The organism is Providencia sp. PROV122 (assembly GCF_028482365.1).
Classification (GTDB): Bacteria; Pseudomonadota; Gammaproteobacteria; order Enterobacterales; family Enterobacteriaceae; genus Providencia; species Providencia stuartii.
Window position 1 is genome coordinate 12899 of record NZ_JAMPQI010000032.1, and the last position, 21329, is coordinate 34227.

18 protein-coding genes are annotated in these 21329 nt (G+C 41.2%); 12 read left to right on the forward strand and 6 right to left on the reverse strand.

Going from position 1 to position 21329, the window contains the following annotated elements:
• Window positions 1-29: 29 nt before the first annotated feature.
• From pgmB to treR, 4 genes are all read right to left on the reverse strand, one after another.
• A complete protein-coding gene (gene pgmB, locus PSE69_RS17740; protein ID WP_004922933.1) occupies window positions 30-677 on the reverse strand; it encodes a beta-phosphoglucomutase in 648 nt (215 codons plus the stop codon).
• Complete coding sequence (locus tag PSE69_RS17745) at window positions 670-3393, reverse strand: glycoside hydrolase family 65 protein (RefSeq protein WP_272675302.1); 2724 nt, start codon at window positions 3391-3393, stop codon at window positions 670-672. Before PSE69_RS17745 ends, pgmB begins: the two co-directional genes overlap by 8 nt.
• A gap of 25 nt (window positions 3394-3418) precedes the next feature.
• Window positions 3419-4840, reverse strand: coding sequence for a PTS trehalose transporter subunit IIBC (gene treB / locus PSE69_RS17750; RefSeq protein WP_004922928.1), 1422 nt, complete (start codon window positions 4838-4840; stop codon window positions 3419-3421).
• 121 nt (window positions 4841-4961) lie between these two features.
• Complete coding sequence (treR, locus tag PSE69_RS17755; protein ID WP_121874827.1) at window positions 4962-5927, reverse strand: trehalose operon repressor TreR; 966 nt, start codon at window positions 5925-5927, stop codon at window positions 4962-4964.
• A 312-nt stretch (window positions 5928-6239) separates the two neighbouring features.
• Here treR and cysG point away from each other — a divergent pair, with 312 nt between their 5' ends.
• From cysG to rpoS, 12 genes are all read left to right on the forward strand, one after another.
• Window positions 6240-7652, forward strand: a complete 1413-nt coding sequence (gene cysG, locus PSE69_RS17760) for a siroheme synthase CysG (RefSeq protein WP_004922925.1) — start codon at window positions 6240-6242, stop codon at window positions 7650-7652.
• Between the two features lie 15 nt (window positions 7653-7667).
• A complete protein-coding gene (cysD, locus tag PSE69_RS17765) occupies window positions 7668-8576 on the forward strand; it encodes a sulfate adenylyltransferase subunit CysD (protein ID WP_004922922.1) in 909 nt (302 codons plus the stop codon).
• Between the two features lie 11 nt (window positions 8577-8587).
• Window positions 8588-10030, forward strand: a complete 1443-nt coding sequence (cysN, locus tag PSE69_RS17770) for a sulfate adenylyltransferase subunit CysN (RefSeq protein WP_040132390.1) — start codon at window positions 8588-8590, stop codon at window positions 10028-10030.
• A gap of 5 nt (window positions 10031-10035) precedes the next feature.
• The gene (gene cysC / locus PSE69_RS17775) at window positions 10036-10641 is read left to right on the forward strand and encodes an adenylyl-sulfate kinase (RefSeq protein ID WP_036943996.1); all 606 of its coding nucleotides are present in this window, start codon (window positions 10036-10038) and stop codon (window positions 10639-10641) included.
• A 399-nt stretch (window positions 10642-11040) separates the two neighbouring features.
• Window positions 11041-11340 carry a cell division protein FtsB gene (ftsB, locus tag PSE69_RS17780; RefSeq protein WP_060560576.1) on the forward strand — a complete coding sequence of 100 codons (300 nt, stop codon included), beginning with the start codon at window positions 11041-11043 and terminating at the stop codon, window positions 11338-11340.
• Between the two features lie 68 nt (window positions 11341-11408).
• Window positions 11409-12131, forward strand: a complete 723-nt coding sequence (gene ispD, locus PSE69_RS17785; RefSeq protein WP_014656631.1) for a 2-C-methyl-D-erythritol 4-phosphate cytidylyltransferase — start codon at window positions 11409-11411, stop codon at window positions 12129-12131.
• A gap of 12 nt (window positions 12132-12143) precedes the next feature.
• The gene (gene ispF / locus PSE69_RS17790; RefSeq protein ID WP_060560575.1) at window positions 12144-12656 is read left to right on the forward strand and encodes a 2-C-methyl-D-erythritol 2,4-cyclodiphosphate synthase; all 513 of its coding nucleotides are present in this window, start codon (window positions 12144-12146) and stop codon (window positions 12654-12656) included.
• Window positions 12622-13671: a tRNA pseudouridine(13) synthase TruD gene (gene truD / locus PSE69_RS17795; RefSeq protein ID WP_060560574.1), complete on the forward strand. Its 1050-nt coding sequence runs from the start codon at window positions 12622-12624 to the stop codon at window positions 13669-13671. The genes ispF and truD overlap by 35 nt, the downstream gene beginning before the upstream one ends.
• Window positions 13649-14410 (forward strand): 5'/3'-nucleotidase SurE, encoded by a 762-nt coding sequence (gene surE, locus PSE69_RS17800; protein ID WP_004922907.1) that lies wholly within the window; start codon window positions 13649-13651, stop codon window positions 14408-14410. The genes truD and surE overlap by 23 nt, the downstream gene beginning before the upstream one ends.
• Window positions 14407-15033 carry a protein-L-isoaspartate(D-aspartate) O-methyltransferase gene (locus PSE69_RS17805; RefSeq protein WP_060560573.1) on the forward strand — a complete coding sequence of 209 codons (627 nt, stop codon included), beginning with the start codon at window positions 14407-14409 and terminating at the stop codon, window positions 15031-15033. Before surE ends, PSE69_RS17805 begins: the two co-directional genes overlap by 4 nt.
• 243 nt (window positions 15034-15276) lie before the next feature.
• Entirely contained in the window at window positions 15277-16344 is a 1068-nt protein-coding gene (nlpD, locus tag PSE69_RS17810) for a murein hydrolase activator NlpD (RefSeq protein ID WP_014656629.1), read from the forward strand.
• A gap of 54 nt (window positions 16345-16398) precedes the next feature.
• The gene (gene rpoS, locus PSE69_RS17815; RefSeq protein ID WP_004922901.1) at window positions 16399-17385 is read left to right on the forward strand and encodes an RNA polymerase sigma factor RpoS; all 987 of its coding nucleotides are present in this window, start codon (window positions 16399-16401) and stop codon (window positions 17383-17385) included.
• Between the two features lie 106 nt (window positions 17386-17491).
• On the opposite strand, the gene miaE is transcribed toward rpoS, so the two are convergent.
• Together miaE and mutS are read right to left on the reverse strand one after the other, a co-directional pair.
• Window positions 17492-18253, reverse strand: coding sequence for a tRNA isopentenyl-2-thiomethyl-A-37 hydroxylase MiaE (gene miaE / locus PSE69_RS17820; protein ID WP_004922898.1), 762 nt, complete (start codon window positions 18251-18253; stop codon window positions 17492-17494).
• Between the two features lies 1 nt (window position 18254).
• Window positions 18255-20819, reverse strand: coding sequence for a DNA mismatch repair protein MutS (mutS, locus tag PSE69_RS17825; protein WP_154611362.1), 2565 nt, complete (start codon window positions 20817-20819; stop codon window positions 18255-18257).
• Window positions 20820-21329 lie beyond the last annotated feature (510 nt).

Consider the following 21329-nt stretch of genomic DNA (forward strand, 5'->3'; position numbering starts at 1 on the left):
GGAAAACAGAGTTTCCATCCGATAATTTATTATTTGATTAGTGTATGTATGTCTATTTCAGTTAATGAGTGCACTTCACGATCAGCTTCAGGCAGTGGGCCTTCAGCGATAATACCAATAGCATAAATCCTCGCTTTTTTAAGGGCTTGTATTCCTGCCATTGAATCTTCAAAACCAACACAATACTGAGCAGGCACATCAATGAGCTGCGCTGCTTTTAAAAAGATTTCAGGATCGGGTTTACCTTGTTTTAATGACTTAGGATCAACAATAGATTGAAAATAGTGCTCTATAGCCAATTTTTTCAATATAGTTGGCGCATTTTGGGATGCAGAGGCAATAACACAAGGTATATTGTATTGGTTAGCCTGCTTAATTAAATCTAATACGCCGGGTAAAATATCTTTTGGGCTAATGTTATCAAGTAACTTCAGATAATATTCATTTTTCCTTTCAGAGAGCATATTTTTCTCTTCAATAGAAAATGAATTTTGCTTATTACCATGGCGTAAAATTTTATCTAATGACTCTACACGGCTGATTCCTTTTAAGGATTGGTTGAATTGTTCATCAATTTCAATCCCGATTTCGCTAGCCAGCTTTTTCCAAGCTAAATAATGGTAACCGGCGGTATCAACAATAACACCATCAAGATCAAATATGAGTCCTTTAACCATTAGCGTTACCCTCATTAGAATTTAAGGAAAAAGGTGTATTAGGAACAAGGCTATAGAGGTGGTTATTGATTGATATTGTGCATGCTTTATCACTCATCACCGTAATATTGTTATGAGTTACCCTGATGTGGAACAAAACACATTGGTGTCTTAATTTAAAACTCAGCCCTTGCCACTGTTTAGGTAAAGAAGGCACGATATTAAGAATATCTTGTCGAATATCGACACCAGCGTAAGCCATGATCGTAGTATTTAAAGTCGCTGCCATCACTCCGGTATGTATGCCTTCAGCCGTCGTTCCACCTTGGATATCGTTGTAATCTGAGTACAAGGCATCCTGATAGAGTTGCCACGATAGGTCATGGAGCTGTATTTGTTCGGCTAAATAAGCATGAACAATGCGCGATAAGGTTGAGCCATGAGAGGTGCGTTCAAGGTAATAATGTAGATTTTTCTCCGCAAAGCTTTCAGATAATGAGTAGCCCAGAGATTCAATTAAAGATTTCACAGTTGTTTTATCTAAGTTATTAAACAACATGAGTGTGTCGGCTTGTTTAGCGACTTTGAAATCATCTGCTGATTTATTTTCTTTACGTAGGATCCGATCCATTCGGTAAATATTGCCATACTTCTGGCGATAGCTTTCCCAGTCGAGATCATCTAACGCAAAGTAGCCTGCAAATTGTTCAATAACGTCATCTTGATTTAGCGTGACAGCGAGCTGCGTTTTAATTTGGCAGAGCTTGTCGAGCGTATTTGCAGAAAAACCAAATTCAGATAATTTGTCAGTAAAACGTTTATCGCGATACAGCGTTGTCATCTCATTGAAAAGCCACGCCACCATTAAATTGGTATAGGCATTATCTTTTAGGCCGCCTTCTTGAGCATCGGCATATTTTTCATGAAATTCATCGGGGCCCATGACGCCACTGATATGAAAACGTTGGTCTTGCTCATCCCACTGACATAGGCTAAGCCAAAATAACGTGATGTCATTGAGCAGCTCTAAGCCATACTCTTCCATAAATGGGTTATCAAGGGTATTACGCCAATATAGCCACACGTTGTAAGCGATGGCTAATGAAACATGGCGTTGGCGACAACTGTGGTCAGGATCCCACTGACCAGATAATGGATTTAAATGCAGAACTTGAGTTTGCTCTGTACCATCGTGACCTGACTGCCATGGGAACATAGCGCCTTGGAAACCGGCGGCCTTCGCTGCGAGTCGGGCAGCTTCTAATCGGCGATAACGATAGAGTAAAAGTTGGCGAGCGGTATCAGGGAAATGCATGATATAAAATGGGAAAATGAAAATTTCATCCCAAAAAATATGCCCTCGATAAGCTTCTCCGTGTAGCCCTCGTGCGGTGACGGAAACATCAAGTTTATTTTTTTCGTTACTAAACGGTGACGCTGATGAAAGTAAATGGTAGGTATGTAGACGTAATAATTTTTGCGTCATTAAATCCCCTGATACTGCAATATCAGCTTCATCCCATAAAGTTTGCCATGCTTGTTTTGTTTCTGCTAACTGGGTTTGCCAAGCGGGAAGTTCCCATTTCGTAACATCTTGCCAATTATCGGGGTAAGCCGTAGATGTGGTTAGCGCGACACTTTTTTCAACAGTATAGGGGGTATTTTTCTGAGCATTGAATGTGATACTTTGCTCAACAACTGAGTCAGAAAAATGGCAAATAATGTCTTGTGGTGAAAAGAAATCACCACAAAGAGAGGATGCTAAGCCAATCCCTATTTTTGATTGATGAGTTTGAGCTAACAGATAAGCATTTTGTTGCTTTGCACCACCTTCTAACACACTGTAATGGTTTTGATTTAGGCTACGATATCGTTCTACTCCTGCATTACAAGTGTTCCCTTCTAAGCGAGTGAGAAGGGTCATTTCGCCAGAAAAATTTAACGGAATAAATTGGTAATGTAGGCCGTAATGAGACATATTTGCCATATTGGCAAACTTGAAACAGCGAATATTCAGTTGTTTCCCGTCTGTTGTTTCAATAAGCCAGTCAGAAGATAGGACACCGGTTTTAAAATCTAAATGGCGGGTTAGAGCAAGTGTGGTTACATTATTTGGATGAATGTAGTCGCCATCTCCGATTTTAAGCGAAATAAACTGACCATTCGGTGCATTAACAAAGTCTTCGTTGACCACTTGGTGATCGTTGACTTGAGAGGTTGCTTGATTATATAGGCCTGCAATATAAGTTGCAGGGTAATAATCATGACTCGCTGTCATCTCCGGTAATGTACCGCGCAGGCCAATATACCCATTTGCCACCGTTAATAGTGACTCTTGGCAATACTCATCTTTCCCTGATGTTAAACCGGAATACTCAATTGACCAAGTAAGTTCTTTTTCCCGATGAATGAATTTCCTCTCTAAGCTGTCCTGTTGATTTACTTCCCTGATATTTTCAATAATAAATGGCTTATTAAGAGATTCTGTAAATAAATTTGCGAAATCAATAGTTTTATTATCTTGTGTTTTTATCACATAAGATTTTTTTCCATCGTCATCGACTGGCCATTGTATAACGCCACCGTCAATCAATTGAAAGTCGCTATTTATTTTCTTAGCGATATTTAACCAGTCATGATAAGTACTATTTACGGTGTCAAAGGTGTAATCATATTTATTATTATTGTACTCAACAGACACGCTGATATCTGTAAAAACAATGTATAAGTAATTCATAATAAACCTTAAATTTGATGATATATTAATTAGCTTGTAGCGTGCCTTTTCTTTCTTTATAGCGATAGGCGATAACGGTTAATGCAATGGGAACGACAACGGCGACGACCATAGCGAACAGGTAAACTAACCAATAAGTTGGTTGTATCGATAAAATGCCAGGTAAACCACCCACGCCAATACCATTAGATAGAACATGGTTTAAACCACAAATCAGTCCTGCGAGTGAAGCACCAACCATCGCACATAGCATAGGGAAGCCATATTTTAGGTTAACACCATACATAGCCGGCTCTGTTACACCTAAATAGGCTGAAATAGCGGCTGGGATAGTAATTTCATGTTCATTTGCTTTACGGCTAACAATAATGATACCGACAACTGCTGAAGCTTGGGCAATATTTGATAATGCGATAATAGGCCAAATAGGGGTGCCGCCGTAACTTTGAGTCATCTGTAAGTCGATCGCTAAGGTTGTGTGATGTAACCCTGTGATCACCATTGGCGAGTAGAAAAAACCGAAGATAGCTGAGCCAATAGGCGCAAAGTCACCTAGCATTAATAGCTTGATGACTTCGGCAATACCATTGCCAATGCTTCTGCCAATAGGGCCTAAAATAACGTGTGCGACGAAGACTGAGATAATCAATGTGACGATTGGAACAATAACCAATTTTAAATAATCGGGAATGTAACGGCGTAAACGGGTCTCAAACCAGCCGAGGAATAAACCTGCTAAGATAGAAGGGATGACTTGCGCCTGATAACCGACTTTCTCAATTGTAAACAGCCCAAAGTTCCAAACATCAGGAATTTGTGAGCCTAAATTATAGGCATTCATTAGCTGAGGAGAAACTAAAGTGATCCCTAATACTAAACCTAGGGCTGGGGTACCCCCCATCTTTTTAGTTGCAGACCAGCAGATGCTAACAGGTAAAAAGTGGAATATTGCTTCGCAAGGTAACCATAGGAAATCATAAATAGGCTTTAACCAAGGATAAAAATAGGTTAAAGGTTTATTATCCGATACAGGCATCTCACCAATAACGTTACGCAAACCTAAAAGTAAACCACCACAAATTAAAATAGGTAATAGTGGTACGAATATTTCTGCCAAATTTGCGATAAGCCTTTGCCAAAAACTCATATTTTTTTTGGCGTCAGACTTTACTTCATCTTTACTTTTTGTTTCTAACTCAAGATGCTTTGAAAGAATTTGATAATAGTGGTCAACATCGACACCAATAATAACTTGGAACTGTCCGGCATTATTAAAACACCCCTTAACAAAAGGGATTTGTTTTATTTTATCTATTTCTGCGATATTAGGGTCATTAAGAACAAAGCGCAGCCTTGTTAAGCAGTGAGAAACACTAATAATATTATTTTTACCGCCAATCAGTGCAATAAGCTCTTCAATGGCCTTTAAATCTTTGGCACTAGGCATATTTATTTTCTCATCGTAGTTATGTTTTTTTTAATATATATCCTTATTTGCATTATTTGAACGGGAACGTTCCCATAACTAGACGATGATCACAAGTAATAATAATTATTTTCTTAAGTTATTAATTTAATTTATCACTGGAGATAATGATTTTTTGTGGCGGAACATCTTCTTTTGCCATTTTAATCAATATATTAGCAGCCTCTTTCCCACTCTCTCTAAAGCCTAAACGGTAGAATTTGGTTTGAGGAAATAAAAAGGCCAATAAATCATTTCGCCCAATACAGGCCACATCGATATGATTCATGTTTTGTTCGGATAAGTATTTTTGTACACCAAATGCTAATGAGTCTGTTGCGCACAGTATGGCTTGTGGTGATGTGGTTAAGATCTCTTTAGCAAGCATATAGCCACTTTGGTAATTAAGTTCACCTAATTGTGCGTGAGGGATTAAACCTTGCTGCTGACAATAGTGTAGATAAGATTGGTAACGAAGTAGGCCCGTTGTTTCATCGTGAACATTGATCCCGATATAACTTATTTGTTGGTAATTTTTTTGTTTATGAAAATAGTGCATAAGGTTTTTAACCGCACTTTCATCATCGTGACAAATAGAGACAAAACCTTCTAATGGTCGCGCAATAACAACCATTTTTTGTTTCCAATTGGAGAGCTTATTGATATCAATGCCTGAAAAAGCAAAAAAGACAATCCCATCAACCTTTTGGCGAGCAAGCATTTTTAAATGTTCCTCAACTTTTTCCGGTTTAAATTGACTCTCTAAAATAATAGGGTCGATATTATTTTGATAGAAAATAGGTAGCATGGAACTGACTGCTTGGTTTTCAGCGTAAGAATCTAAACGCGTCATGATGATGCCGAAAGAGCGGTTTGAATAGCCTCGCATTGCACGGGCAGATTTTGAGGGAGTAAATTGGTATTTTTCAATTATTTGATTAACTTTTTGCCGAGTCTCTTCATTAACCATTGGGTCTTGATTAATCACCCTTGAAACTGTTGATTTACCTACGCCACATAGCTTTGCAATATCATTAATGGTGAGTTTCTTTTTATCCGTTTTTATCATAATGTTTTGTCTTAATTAGCTAAATACTTATAAAGGCTTAGTCATTTATATTTATTTTCTATTTATGTGCTTAGTCTAACTCATTTTTTTCAAGGCATCTGTAGAAAAGAAGCGATCAATACTTATCTTAGTCGTGAAATCGCGTTTTGCTTTGATGCCATTATGAGTATTTCTTCTTCATAACTCATTAGGCTGACTTATTCCTTTGCGTTACATCTAATGAATTTTTGGCATTTCATAACCCAACTTGCACGCCATATAGTCAATTTAAATGGTTGTCATAAAAAAGTGATATAACACCGGAAGAGCAAGATGGAATATTTACCGTTATTTGTGGATCTTCGATCCCGCAAAGCTGTGCTAGTTGGCGGCGGCGATGTTGCAGCACGCAAAGCAGAGCTATTGCTTAAAGCTAATGCCGCGCTTGTCGTCATTTCTCCGACATTAAACCCACTCTTACAGCGCCTTTATGAGCAAAATGCATTTGAGTGGATTAAAGGTGAGTATCACTCTGCACATATTGAGAAGGCATATTTGGTGATCGCTGCAACTGATAACCCCTCATTGAATGAGAAAGTTTTTCATGATGCGGAGTCTCAACACACCTTTGTAAATGTGGTTGATGAAAAGCCGCTATGCTCTTTCATTGTGCCTTCAATCATCGATAGAGACCCTGTCGTTGTTGCTATTTCATCGGGGGGAACGGCTCCCGTACTTGCTCGTTTATTACGCGAAAAACTGGAAGGGATGCTACCACATTCACTAGGCCAGATGGCTGAGATAGCAGGGCGCTGGCGCGAAAAGGTGAAAGAGTCTATTACCAGCATGCGTGAGCGCAAACGCTTTTGGGAAAAAAGCTTTAATGGTCACTTTGCCTCATTGGTTGAAAAAGGCCAACTTTCACAAGCAGAGCAGCAGTTAGAGAAACAACTGTATGAGCAAGATACTAGCGGGGAGCTGACCCTTGTTGGCGCAGGCCCCGGAGACGCAGGGCTATTAACATTAAAAGGTCTGCAAGTTTTGCAAAATGCAGATGTTGTTTTATACGACAACCTTGTTAGTGAGGAAGTGCTTGATTTAGCACGGCGTGATGCAGACAAAATTTGTGTTGGAAAGCGAGCTCATCGTCATTCAGTTCCCCAAGAAGAGACCAATTCGTTAATTGTCAAACTAGCGAAACAGGGGAAAAAAGTCGTACGTTTAAAAGGTGGTGACCCCTTTATTTTTGGTCGAGGTGGCGAGGAGCTTGAAGTGGCTGCCGCCGCAGGTATTCCTTTTCAAGTGGTTCCCGGTATTACAGCAGCGATTGGTGCGACAGCGTATGCGGGGATCCCTTTGACGCACCGTGAACATTCTCAAAGTGTCACGTTTATCACAGGGCACTGTAAGAATGATGGGAATGAATTAGATTGGCCAGCTTTGGCTAGAGGTCATCAAACCTTAGCCATTTATATGGGAACGGTAAAGGCGGATAGCATTAGTAAACAATTGATTTATTTTGGGCGCTCCCCAGAAACCCCTGTGGCAGTCATCGGTTGTGGTACACGCAGTAACCAGCAAGTGCTTAGTGGTCAGTTGCATGAATTAGAAGCACTTGCGCAAAAAGCGCCTTCGCCTGCTTTATTAGTGATTGGTGAAGTCGTCGCATTACATCAACAGTTAGCTTGGTTTGGTCATCAAGTCGTGGAAAACAGATGGCGTTCAGCCGTGCTGGAATTGGCTTAATAGAAGGAGGCCATCATGAATGAAAAACGATTGACCCATTTGCAGCAGTTGGAAGCTGAAAGTATTCATATTTTACGTGAAGTGGCTGCTGAATTTGCAAATCCAGTGATGCTTTATTCAATAGGCAAAGATTCATCCGTTATGTTGCATTTAGCGCGTAAGGCTTTTTATCCAGGTAAATTGCCATTTCCATTATTACATGTGGATACAGGGTGGAAATTTCGTGAAATGTATGAATTTCGTGATAAAACGGCGAAAAACTATGGTTTCGAACTCCTAGTTTACCGGAATCCAGAAGGGGAGGCGCTTGGTATCAATCCCTTTATACATGGTAGCGCAAAGCATACAGACATTATGAAAACGGAAGGTTTAAAACAAGCGCTGGATAAATATGGTTTCGATGCAGCATTTGGGGGGGCAAGGCGTGATGAAGAAAAATCACGCGCAAAAGAGAGAATATACTCTTTCAGAGACCGTTCACACCGTTGGGATCCTAAAAACCAACGCCCTGAATTATGGCATAACTATAATGGGCAAATTAATAAAGGTGAGAGCATTCGCGTCTTCCCACTATCCAACTGGACAGAACTGGATATTTGGCAATATATCTACTTAGAAAATATCGATATTGTGCCTCTCTATTTTGCAAAAGAGCGCCCTGTATTAGAGCGGGATGGCACACTATTGATGGTAGATGATGACCGTATAGATTTAAAAGCGGGTGAAGTGATTGCGAAGCGAAAAGTGCGTTTTCGGACGCTAGGGTGCTGGCCATTAACGGGGGCTGTTGAATCACAGGCAGAGACCTTACCTGAAATTATCGAAGAGATGCTGATATCCACGACGAGTGAACGTCAAGGTCGGTTAATCGATAGTGACCAAGCTGCATCAATGGAGCAAAAGAAGCGTCAAGGGTATTTTTAAGGGGAAACGTTATGGCAGATTTAGCATACAACGAAATTATTGCGGAACAAATTAAGCAACAAGGTGGAGTTGAAGGCTACTTATTAGCACAGCAACACAAAGGGCTATTACGCTTTCTAACCTGTGGCAATGTTGATGATGGTAAAAGTACCCTGATTGGTCGCTTATTACATGACACTCGACAAATTTATGAAGATCAACTTTCTGTGTTGCAAAATGACAGTAAGCGTATAGGCACACAAGGAGAAAAATTAGATTTAGCGTTGCTGGTGGATGGCCTTGCTGCGGAGCGTGAACAAGGTATTACGATTGATGTCGCTTACCGCTATTTTTCGACCCAAAAGCGCAAATTTATTATTGCGGATACGCCGGGCCATGAACAATATACGCGTAACATGGCGACAGGCGCCTCAACTTGCTCACTGTCTATTTTGTTGATCGATGCTCGAAAAGGAGTTCAAGAGCAAACTCGACGTCACAGTTTTATTAGTACACTGCTGGGTATCCGTCACTTAATTGTGGCAGTTAATAAGATGGATTTAGTGGATTACAGTGAAGCTGTATTCGAAAAAATTAAGCAAGACTACCAAAAATTTGCTACCGAATTACCTGTTGATCTGAATGTTTGGTTTGTACCGATTTCTGCTCTTGATGGCGATAATATTGTTAACAAAAGCCAAAATATTCCATGGTATCAAGGTGAAACACTACTACACATTTTAGAAAATGTTCAAGTCCAGCAAAAAGCCTCAGAGCAGGCATTACGCTTCCCGATCCAATATGTGAATCGGCCAAACTTGGACTTTAGAGGCTATAGTGGAACCTTATCTTCAGGGATTGTGAGTATCGGTCAATCTGTTAAAGCATTACCATCGGGTCAAGTCTCTAAAGTTAAAGATATCATTACATTCGATGGTGCTTTGCAGTTTGCTGTTCCGGGGGAAGCAATCACATTAGTGTTAGAAGATGAGATTGATATTAGCCGTGGAGATTTAATTGTTGCAGAAAACGATACGTTGCAGAGCACTCATCATGCCTTGATTGATGTGGTTTGGATGTCGGAGCAGCCACTTGTTCAAGGGCAACAGTTGGATATCAAAATCGCGGGCAAAAGAAGTCGCGCCAAAGTTGAAAATATTCACTATCAAGTCGATGTTAATAACTTAACACAAAAGGTCGCTACTGAACTGCCGCTTAATGGTATTGGGCTGGTGGAGTTCTCTTTTGATGAGCCACTATTATTAGATAACTATCAACACAATGCTGATACAGGTGGCATGATCCTAATTGATAGGCTCACGAATGTTACTGCGGGAGCCGGCTTAGTACGTGAGGTTACCGGACAGTTTATTGAGCAAAAAGATAACTTTAGCGAGTTTGAAATTGAACTCAATAAATTGATTCGACGCCATTTCCCTCATTGGGGAGCGCGCGATTTACTCGGTGGAAAATAAACATGATGGCGCTAACGGATAATCATATTGTTTGGCACGATCATCCCGTCACTCGGCAAGCTAGAGAAGTGGCTAATGGGCATAAAGGTGCGGTATTGTGGTTTACAGGGTTATCAGGATCAGGTAAATCGACATTAGCGGGAGCGACTGAGCAAGCTTTAGCCGCGATGGGAATAAAAACCTATCTGCTTGATGGTGATAATGTACGTCATGGTTTATGTGGTGATTTAGGGTTTAGCGAGGCGGATAGACAAGAAAATATCCGCCGGATTGGTGAAGTAGCTAAATTGATGGTCGATGCAGGCCTAATCGTCGCAACGGCTTTTATATCGCCTTATCAGGCAGATAGAGCGCGTGTTCGTGATCTGTTTGAAGAAAATCAATTTTTTGAGCTTTACGTAGCAACCCCCGTAGAAGTGTGTGAACAGCGCGATCCTAAAGGGCTTTATAAACAGGCCAGAGCAGGAAAAATTAAACAGTTTACGGGGATCGATTCTCCTTACCAAGAGCCGCTAAAACCCGAGTTACGGCTTGATGGTTTACAGCCTATCAACGACTCGGTGACAAGGATTATTCATCTGTTAACTCATCAACAAGTGATTAAGATTTAAACTATTCTTCATGAGATGATGTTGCTGGATAGATGTGATTTTCAGTAACATCTCTTCGCGTTCATCTGTCATTTCCCCTTAGCTTTCCTGAACATAAGACCCACTTGGGTTAGTCTTGGTCTTCTATAGTGGCGTTACATAAGTGCAAAATATTTTGCATGAAGGCTCGTGTTTTCGTTGGTGAATTTTACTCAGTTAGGTAATAGTTTGATGATAGGCATAGAGATAAGATTTGATTCTGGATGAGAAATTAAACAAAGGACATATTGTTAACATTAATTTGAGTGAAATTTAGCCATTTAACCGGTAATTTTTACTTACTTTTATGACATTACTTTCTTCATAGTAGCGTCATGAGCTCAGTTATGGGATGATTAGCTAATCATTTCAGGGGGCAAAATGGGCAAATTAACGCTTCTATTAATCGCCGTATTGGCTTGGACACAATATTCTCTATGGTTAGGGAAAAATGGCATTCACGATTACGTCCGAGTCAAAGACGATGTTGCGGCGCAAGAAATTATCAATTCTCGCTTAAAAGTGCGTAATGAGCAGCTATTTGCTGAAATTAATGACTTGAACGATGGTCAAGATGCTATTGAAGAGCGTGCCCGTACAGAGCTTGGAATGATCAAACCTGGTGAATCATTTTATAGAATGGTAAAAGAGAGTAATAACCAAAAAAAATCTAAAAATTAATAAGTTATAAACTCTTTTATAATCTGTTATATCTATCGGTCATTAATTTCAATGTAAGATCCAACATAATGAATAACTCAATAATTGGGGTAGATTCGCAAGTGGTTGCGATAATTCCCGCGGCAGGTATTGGTAGTCGTATGAAGGCCGATTGCCCAAAACAGTACTTGCAGGTTGCAGGGAAAACTATCATTGAGCATACAATTAATGCATTGCTATTGAATCCTCATGTTGCCAGTGTTGTTATCGCGTTGAGTCCTGATGACGACTATTTTGCTAAGCTTGATATTGCGCAAGATTCACGCGTGACGACAGTTGAAGGTGGCAAAGAGCGAGCAGATTCGGTATTAGCAGGGTTAGACTTTTTAGCCCAAGACGGCAATATGCATAATAAGTGGGTATTAGTGCACGATGCGGCACGCCCCTGTTTGCATCAAGACGATTTAAATAAAATTATTCAATTATCAACAAAAAATTGTTGTGGAGGGATCTTGGCAGCTCCGGTCAGGGATACCATGAAACGGAGCCGAAAAGCTTCTGATCTCATCGATCATACAGTGGAGCGGGAAGCCTTATGGCATGCATTGACCCCACAATTTTTCCCTTTGTTGTTATTGCGAGATTGCTTAAGTAAAGCTTTGAAAGAGAATGCGGTTATCACAGATGAAGCCTCTGCACTTGAATATTGCGGCTATCAACCTGTATTAGTTTCAGGACGTTCTGATAACCTGAAAGTGACTCGACCAGAAGATCTGGCACTGGCGGAATTTTATCTTTCTAGAATGAAATAAAAGGAATAAATAATGAGAATTGGGCACGGTTTTGATGTGCATAAGTTCGGCGGTGATGGTCCTATCATTATTGGTGGTGTCCGTATCCCTTATGAACACGGTTTATTGGCACACTCTGACGGTGATGTGGTATTACACGCAGTAACAGATGCTATTTTAGGTGCAGCAGCACTTGGTGATATTGGTAAGCTCTTCCCTGATACCGACCCTGCATACAAAGGTGCAGATAGCCGCATATTGCTAAAAAAAGCTTACTGCCATGTTCGAGAAAAAGGCTACAGCATTGGAAATATTGATGTCACTATTATGGCTCAAGCACCAAAAATGTTGCCACATATCCCGCAAATGCGCGTCAATATTGCTGAAGATCTTGAATGTCACATGGGTGATATTAATGTCAAAGCAACAACAACCGAGCAATTGGGGTTTGTTGGGCGTAAAGAGGGCATTGCATGTGCGGCGGTAGTGCTGTTAGTGAAAGATAATGGTAATGAAACTCATGAATGTACAGTACCTGCATGGTAAACCTCTCTCAACAGGTAAGCTAAAAAGTCAGCCAGAAGATTTTATTGTCAAAGAAGATCTTGGCTTCGAACTGGACGGCGAAGGCGAACATGTTATGGTTCGCATTGAAAAAACAGGTTGCAACACATTATTTGTGGCTGAACAGTTAGCTAAATTTGCAAAAATTTCAGCTCGTTCAGTGAGCTATGCGGGTTTAAAAGACCGTAATGCAGTGACTGAACAGTGGTTTTGTTTACAAATGCCAGGTAAAGAAACGCCTGATTTTTCATTATGGCAGCTTGATGGTTGTAGAGTCATCGCGACAACGAGACAAAAACGCAAGTTACGTATTGGAACATTGAAAGGCAACCAGTTTGAATTGACGATCCGAGATATTTCAGTACCTGAGGATGTTGAGGCTCGTTTACAGAAAGTTGCAGAACAAGGCATTCCGAATTATTTTGGGGAACAAAGGTTTGGCCGTGATGGGCAAAACTTAACCCAAGCATTACGTTGGGCGAACCAAGAAATTACGGTTCGTGAACGTAATAAGCGTAGTTTCTATTTATCTGCCGCACGTAGTGCTATGTTTAACCATGTTGCAAGTGAACGGATTGAAAACCAAACCATAAACCAAGTATTACTTGGTGATGCGCTACAACTAACAGGGCGTGGAAGTTGGTTTGTTGCAACGGCAGAAGAGTTGCCTACCTTGCAAGCGCGTGTTGCTTCTGGCGAATTGAGTATCACTGCGCCTTTGCCCGGTGATGGCGAATTAGGTACGCAAGAGGATGCACTGGTTTTTGAAACCAACAGCTTAGAAAGCTATCACTCTTTGATGACACTGATGAAAAACGAACGCGTCTCATCGACACGAAGAGCGATGATTGTGAAACCGCAAAATTTTCAATGGCAATGGATTGACCAGACTACATTAAAACTCAATTTTTTCCTTAATTCAGGAAGCTTTGCAACAAGCGTGGTGCGAGAAATCATTAATCAGGATAGTGCCGATGTTAAAGATATTATTGAGTAACGACGATGGTGTGACTGCACCGGGGATCCAGACATTGGCGGCCGCTTTACGTCAATATTATCAGGTGCAAGTGATTGCGCCTGATCGCAACCGTAGTGGGGCATCGAACGCATTAACGTTAGATAGGCCTTTAAGGATCCAAACTCTTGCTAATGGTGACTTTTCTGTACAAGAAGGTACGCCAACAGATTGTGTTTACATTGGTGTGAATAAAGTCGTTAGGCCGCGACCGGATATTGTTGTGTCAGGAATTAACTGTGGGCCTAATTTAGGTGATGATGTGATCTATTCAGGGACAGTTGCTGCGGCGATGGAAGGGAGGCACTTAGGGTTACCTTCAATTGCGGTATCATTGGATGGAGATACCCATTTTGAAACTGCTGCAAAAATAACCTGTGATATTCTCGCGTTATTACATAAAAACCCTTTACGGGCAGGTAACATACTAAACATTAACGTTCCTGATATCCCTTATGAGGATGTTAAAGGGATCAAAGTCACTCGCTGTGGTAGCCGTCATGCTGCTTCAGAAGTCTACAACCTTGAAGATCCTAAAGGTAATATGTTGTATTGGCTAGGGCCTGTAGGGGAGATCCGTGATGCTGGGCCGGGTACTGATTTTGAAGCCGTATCACAAGGTTATGTTTCAATTACCCCATTACAAGTTGACTTAACAGCGTATAAAGCACATTCATTAGTTGAAGAGTGGTTAGAAAAATCGGGAGTGAAAGTAAAATGAGAACAGGCCTCATGAAAGAACTTTTGGCACAACTACGCCAACAGGGAATTCACGATGAGCGCCTGTTAGATGCTTTGTCACAGGTTCCTCGTGAACGCTTTGTTGACGAAGCCCTATCGCATAAGGCTTATGATAATATTCCATTACCTATCGGTTATGGGCAAACTATCTCTCAACCTTATATTGTTGCAAAAATGACTGCATTACTGGCGATTAAGCCAGAAGATCATGTATTAGAAATCGGTACAGGGTCAGGTTATCAAACCGCTGTTTTAGCGCACCTTGCAAAACATGTTTTTTCTGTTGAAAGGGTAAAAAGTTTGCAATGGACGGCAAAACGTCGTTTTAAGCAGCTTGATTTACATAATATCTCCACTCGTCATGGTGATGGCTGGGAAGGCTGGCAATCTAAAGGGCCTTTTGATGCAATTATCGTGACGGCGGCACCCAGTGAAATTCCGCCTCGGTTACTACAGCAATTAAAAGACGGTGGGCGTTTGGTTCTGCCTGTGGGGGATAAAGATCAAGCGCTGAAGCTAATTACGCGCCGAGGGAATGATTATCATGCTAATGTGGTCGAAAAAGTACGTTTTGTTCCGCTAGTAGCGGGTGACTTAGCATAATTTTTGCTTATAGTCATATTTGGTAAAATAGGGCACTTTAACAGCTTAAAGTTAAGAATGTTGTATTTTCCATTAAGTCATAATCTCAAATTGTTATATTTTTGATATATTTGGCTTGTTCAATATTTTATATTTCTGCTTTAATAAGCAAAATACTTTTAGTGACGAGAGCTAACAGGCTCTAATGTTTTACTGACACAAATTTATTTGCTATGTCAGATTTTTCTTCACGGGAGAAGAAGCATGAAAATTGTTAGCCCAATAAGCAGAATTCGATGGGCGGTGATCTTTTCATTTAGCGGGGCATTATTGGCTGGATGTTCAACTCCGTACCATACAGCAGCGCCTATTTCTAGCGTAAATGACGGTCAGACGAGTCAATCAAGTCAACAAACTGTTCAAAGAACGGCACCTACTGGTGGTACAAGTACAGCGATGCCTTCTTCTCGACCTAATTTGTCTTCGAATTCTTCATCATCTATTCGTACCTCTGCCCCAGTCAATATGGATGGGCAAGGGCGTATTATCTATAACCGCGACTATGGTAGCATCCCTAAAGGTAGCTACAGTGGCAGTACTTACACCGTACAACGCGGTGATACACTATTCTATATTGCTTATATAACTGGTAATGATTTCCGTGAGTTAGCAGCTAAAAACAATATTGCAGAGCCTTATAGCCTAAATGTTGGGCAAGTGATCAATATTGGTAACGGAAATGTGAACTCAAACGGGCAATTGGCCTCAAATTCATCAAATAGTAATCAGCAACCGGTTGATCTTCGAACAACTAATGCGTATCCTGCAAATGGAAGCGGTCAAAATTCAGGTAAGATGTTGCCTAATAATAAGAAGCCTGCAACGCAAACTTCTACGGCAACAACAACGACGGCAGCTTCTACCGCCTCTACGACGACAGCAAGCAGTACAAATAGCTCATCGATAAAATGGCGTTGGCCAGCGGAAGGGAAAACAATAGAAGGTTTCTCTGATGCTCAAGGTGGAAATAAAGGCATTGATATTGCCGGTTCACGAGGTCAACCTGTACTTGCTTCTGCTCCAGGTAAAGTGGTTTATGCAGGAAATGCACTACGCGGATATGGAAATCTTATAATAATAAAACATAACGATGACTACTTGAGTGCTTATGCACATAACGATACGTTACTTGTGCGTGACCAGCAGGATGTTGCCGCGGGTCAGAAAATAGCCACGATGGGTAGTACCGGAACGAGTTCGGTTAGATTACATTTTGAAATTCGTTACAAGGGAAAATCAGTAAACCCGCTGCGCTACTTACCGCAGCGATAAACTGGGCAGAGTGCAATGACATTCTGCCCTCATTATCAAGGGTAGGAGTCACTGATGAGCCAAAGTTCGCTGAAAGCTAACGAGTTATACAATGACCTCGACGATAGCATGATGGATGATGCTTTTGATGAGAGTCAGTTCAAAGAAGAGGATCTGGTTACTGAACTAGATGATGAAATGGATTTACTCCAGAACACGAATCAGCGTGTTCTGGATGCCACTCAAATTTATCTCAGTGAAATTGGATTCTCTCCGCTCCTAACTGCCGAAGAAGAAGTCTTCTACGCGAGGAGAGCGCTACGTGGAGATGTTGCTTCACGTCAGCGCATGATTGAAAGTAATCTTCGGTTAGTTGTTAAGATCTCTCGACGTTATAATAATCGGGGATTAGCATTATTAGATCTTATTGAGGAAGGTAATCTAGGGTTAATTCGCGCTGTTGAAAAGTTTGATCCTGAAAAGGGGTTCCGCTTCTCAACGTATGCGACATGGTGGATCCGTCAAACGATTGAACGTGCCATCATGAATCAAACTAGAACCATCCGCCTCCCAATTCATATCGTCAAAGAGCTCAATATTTACCTTAGAACTGCCCGCGAATTAGCGCAAAAACTCGACCACGAGCCTAGCGCTGAGGAAATCGCTGAACAGCTTGATAAACCAGTAGAAGATGTCAGCCGTATGTTGCGTTTAAATGAACGTATTACATCGGTCGATACGCCTATTGCTGGCGATTCAGAGAAATCTTTACTTGAAGTTCTCTCTGATGAGAATGAATCAGGCCCAGAGCATACAATTCAAGATAACAACTTAAAAGAGAATATTGTGAAGTGGTTATTTGAATTGAATCCAAAGCAGCGAGAAGTCCTTGCTCGGCGTTTTGGGCTATTAGGCTATGAAGCTGAGACGCTAGAAGAAGTTGGCCGAGAAATTGGGTTAACAAGAGAAAGGGTGCGCCAGATACAAGTGGAAGGGCTAAGGCGGTTAAAAGATATTTTACAAGGAGAGGAGCTTTCCTTAGAAGCCTTATTTAATATGTAAATATCTTTGTGAATACCATAACGAAAGCCCTCAATATTTGATTGAGGGCTTTTTTCGTTAATGATAATAAATGGTCGAGTTTCTCATCATAGACTTTAGCTTACCGTCACACAGGAACGCCACTATGAAATTTAAAATCGTGGTCTACTGAGGTGATAAGTTCGGCTTCAACGAGACCGAACATCTCAACACGCTCGCTAATATCTGTTTTACTGATTGATTGCGCTAACTGTAGGTAATCTTGATAGTGCCTCGCTTCTGAGCGCAGTAATGAGACATAAAAGCTCGCTAAATCATCGTCTAGAAAAGGAGCCAATTTCGCGAAACGTTCACATGATCGAGCTTCAATATAAGCACCAATAATCAGTTTATCGACCAATGTTTGTGGTTCATGACCACTCATATGACTGAATAGCCCTTTAGCGTATCGACTTGCCGTTATACCATCATAAGCAATATTTCGCTGATGCATAATTTCCAGCACTTGATAAAAATGGTGCAGCTCTTCTTTAATCAAGAGTACCATTTTATCAATTAAATCTTGGCTATAGGGTGACTGCTTTTTCGCCAAGATCTGTTTTGATATTTGGTTTTTATTCTTTAGCGTATGAATATCACCAATACGATCGTAGGCAAAGTCTTCATAAGGCTTAAACCAAGCAAGCAATGTTGCCGCACTCTCTTTATCAACCGCATATTTACGGATCAAAAACATCGCACTTTGCGCCGCCTTTAGCTCACATAATAGATGATCTTTTAAGAGTATAGGGAGGCTTTCTGGTTCACTGGCTTTTTTAACCCAACTATCAGGCGTTTCACAGCGTAAAAACTGCCTGATAGGCGCTAGAAGTTCAGCGTGGTCTTGCATACTACTTATCCATTTCCTTTAAACGATATAACCAATCTAACGCTTGCCTTGGCGTTAACTTATCAGGGTCGATACTTTCAAGAGCGCTAAGAACAGGGGATGGCTCTTCTGGCACTAAGAAGCTGAGTTGTGCGCTATCAACATGGCTCGCGTTGGTATTATTTGAAATAATTTCTAACTCTTTGAGCTTTTGTTTGGCACGCTTAATAACATCTTTAGGGACGCCTGCTAGAGAGGCTACCGCAAGGCCATAACTTTTACTTGCTGCTCCTTCTTGAACATTGTGCATAAAGGCGATGGTGTCGCCGTGCTCCATTGCATCAAGGTGAATATTGACCGCGCCTTCTAATTTTTCAGGTAAGGTTGTTAATTCAAAGTAATGTGTGGCAAATAAAGTCATGGACTTGATTCGGTTAACTAAGTTTTCAGCACAAGCCCAAGCAAGTGACAAACCATCATAGGTTGAAGTGCCTCGACCAATTTCATCCATTAGGACTAAACTTTGCTCTGTTGCATTGTGTAAAATATTAGCCGTTTCAGTCATTTCAACCATGAAGGTTGAACGCCCGGAGGCTAAGTCATCGGATGCGCCAACACGGGTAAAAATACGATCAACAGGTCCAATGACCGCTTTTGTTGCAGGTACGAAACTACCAATATAGGCAAGTAGTGTTATCAATGCAGTTTGGCGCATATAGGTACTTTTACCCCCCATATTAGGGCCTGTAATGATAAGTAGGCGACGTTGTGGGGAAAGTGAAAGCGGATTAGAAATAAATGGTTCACTCAGGACTTGCTCGACCACAGGGTGGCGTCCTTCAGTAATGTGGATCCCTGGTTTATTTGTGAGTTGTGGGCAAGCATAGCCAAGTGTTTCAGCACGCTCAGCTAAGTTATTGAGCACATCGAGCTCTGCAAGAGCCTCCGCACTGATTTGCAAGTCTGCCAAATGTGGCAATAGCATATCGAAAAGCTCATCATAGAGTGCTTTTTCGATAGCTAACGCTTTACTTTTTGAGGTTAAGACTTTGTCTTCGTACTCTTTTAGTTCAGGAATAATGTAACGTTCCGCATTTTTCAGCGTTTGACGACGTACATAATGAATAGGAACTAAATGACTCTGACCGCGACTGACCTGAATAAAATAGCCGTGTACCGCATTGTAGCCCACTTTAAGGGTATCAATGCCCAGCTTCTCTTTTTCGCGAATTTCTAGTCTATCAAGATAGTCTGTAGCTCCATCGGCAAGTGCTCGCCATTCATCGAGTTCGCTATTATAACCCGGAGCGATAACGCCACCGTCACGCACCAATACAGGCGGTGCATCAATAATCGCACGTTGCAGTAAATCCTGTAGCTCATCAAACTGGTTAATACGTTTTTGCAAGTTTTGCAGATATTCGCTGTTAGATTGGTTGAGGATTTGATGAATCTCTTGGTACTGTTCAAAAGCGTGGCGCATACGTGCTAAATCGCGAGGGCGAGCAGAGCGTAAAGCTAAACGGGCAAGTACACGCTCTAAATCACCAATTTGACGTAGTAATGGCTGTAATAGCTCGAAACCACACTCTTGTAAGGCGGCGATAGCTTGTTGGCGATTCGTTAGTGTTTGTACATGGCGCAATGGGGTATGAAGCCAACGCTTGAGCATGCGGCTTCCCATCGGGGTAACGCATAAATCCAAAATAGACGCTAAAGTATTATCTGTGCCGCCAGATAAGTTTTGCGTGATCTCAAGATTTCGACGTGTTGCAGCATCCAGAATAACGTTATCTGTTTGTTTTTCCATGATGATGCTACGGATATGAGGTAATGCCGTACGTTGAGTATCTTTGACGTATTGGAGAAGGCAGCCAGCAGCGCGTAGCGCTCTCGAGGCATTTTCGACCCCAAACCCAATTAAGTCTTTTGTGCCAAATTGTAGGCCAAGCTGCTGTTTTGCTGTTTCTAGCTCGAATTCCCATAGAGGCCGACGACGCAGGCCTTTACAGTTTTCGATTAACGCCATACTCGCAAAGTCTTCGGGATAGAGTAATTCAGCAGGGCGAGTACGTTGTAGCTCTGCTTGTAGAGACTCTTCGTCATCGAATTCACTGATGATAAAGCGCCCCGACGTGATATCTAAGGTTGCAAAGCCATAGCCTTGAGGCTCTTGCCAGACTGAGGCCAATAGATTGTCTTGCCGCTCATTCAGCAATGCTTCATCGGTGATTGTACCCGGTGTAACAATACGTACGACTTTACGCTCAACAGGACCTTTACTCGTTGCGGGATCACCAATTTGTTCGCATATTGCGACAGATTCACCCAGTTGCACCAATTTTGCTAAATAGTTTTCGGCCGCATGGTGTGGTACACCCGCCATTGGAATAGGCTGACCCGCCGTTTGCCCTCGTTTGGTGAGCGAAATATCTAATAATTGAGACGCTTTTTTGGCATCATCAAAGAAAAGCTCGTAAAAATCCCCCATACGATAGAACAGCAATATGTCAGGATGTTGTGCTTTTAGTTTTAAATACTGCTGCATCATTGGTGTGTGGGATTCAAAATTTTGGTTATCAGTCATAAGCTTGTTTGTCTAATCTGTTGAATTTATTTAATCCTGTGTCCGTTGGCTGTCTCATTAGACTCCATTTTATTGTAGAGAATGTCACAGAATCCCATGATTGAGTGTAGGTTAAAATGTAGGCTGTTTATGGGGCTAAAACCCAATGAGCATTGTAAATGCACCAATCTGCACTTTAGTCTAAACACATTGAATACTTTTATAATAAGCGTTAATTAGGGTAACACTTATGAGCCAAAAATCATCAGTAAAACCATTCTTAACACAGTATCGCAGCGATAAACTTAAGTGTAAAAATAGTTCTGAATCCTGCGAAAGCTCTGGTTTACGTATATTTTGTGGCATAACAGCCAGTAAGACCGTTTTCTACCGATATAGTAGCCCAGTTATAGGTAAACTTGTACAGCTAAAAGTCGGTAATTTTCCTCAAATAGCATTGATTGAGACTAGCGTTAAGTTGCAAGAGTTTAAACAGTTACACAAATGAGGTCGATGCTTTGTCCACTCCCC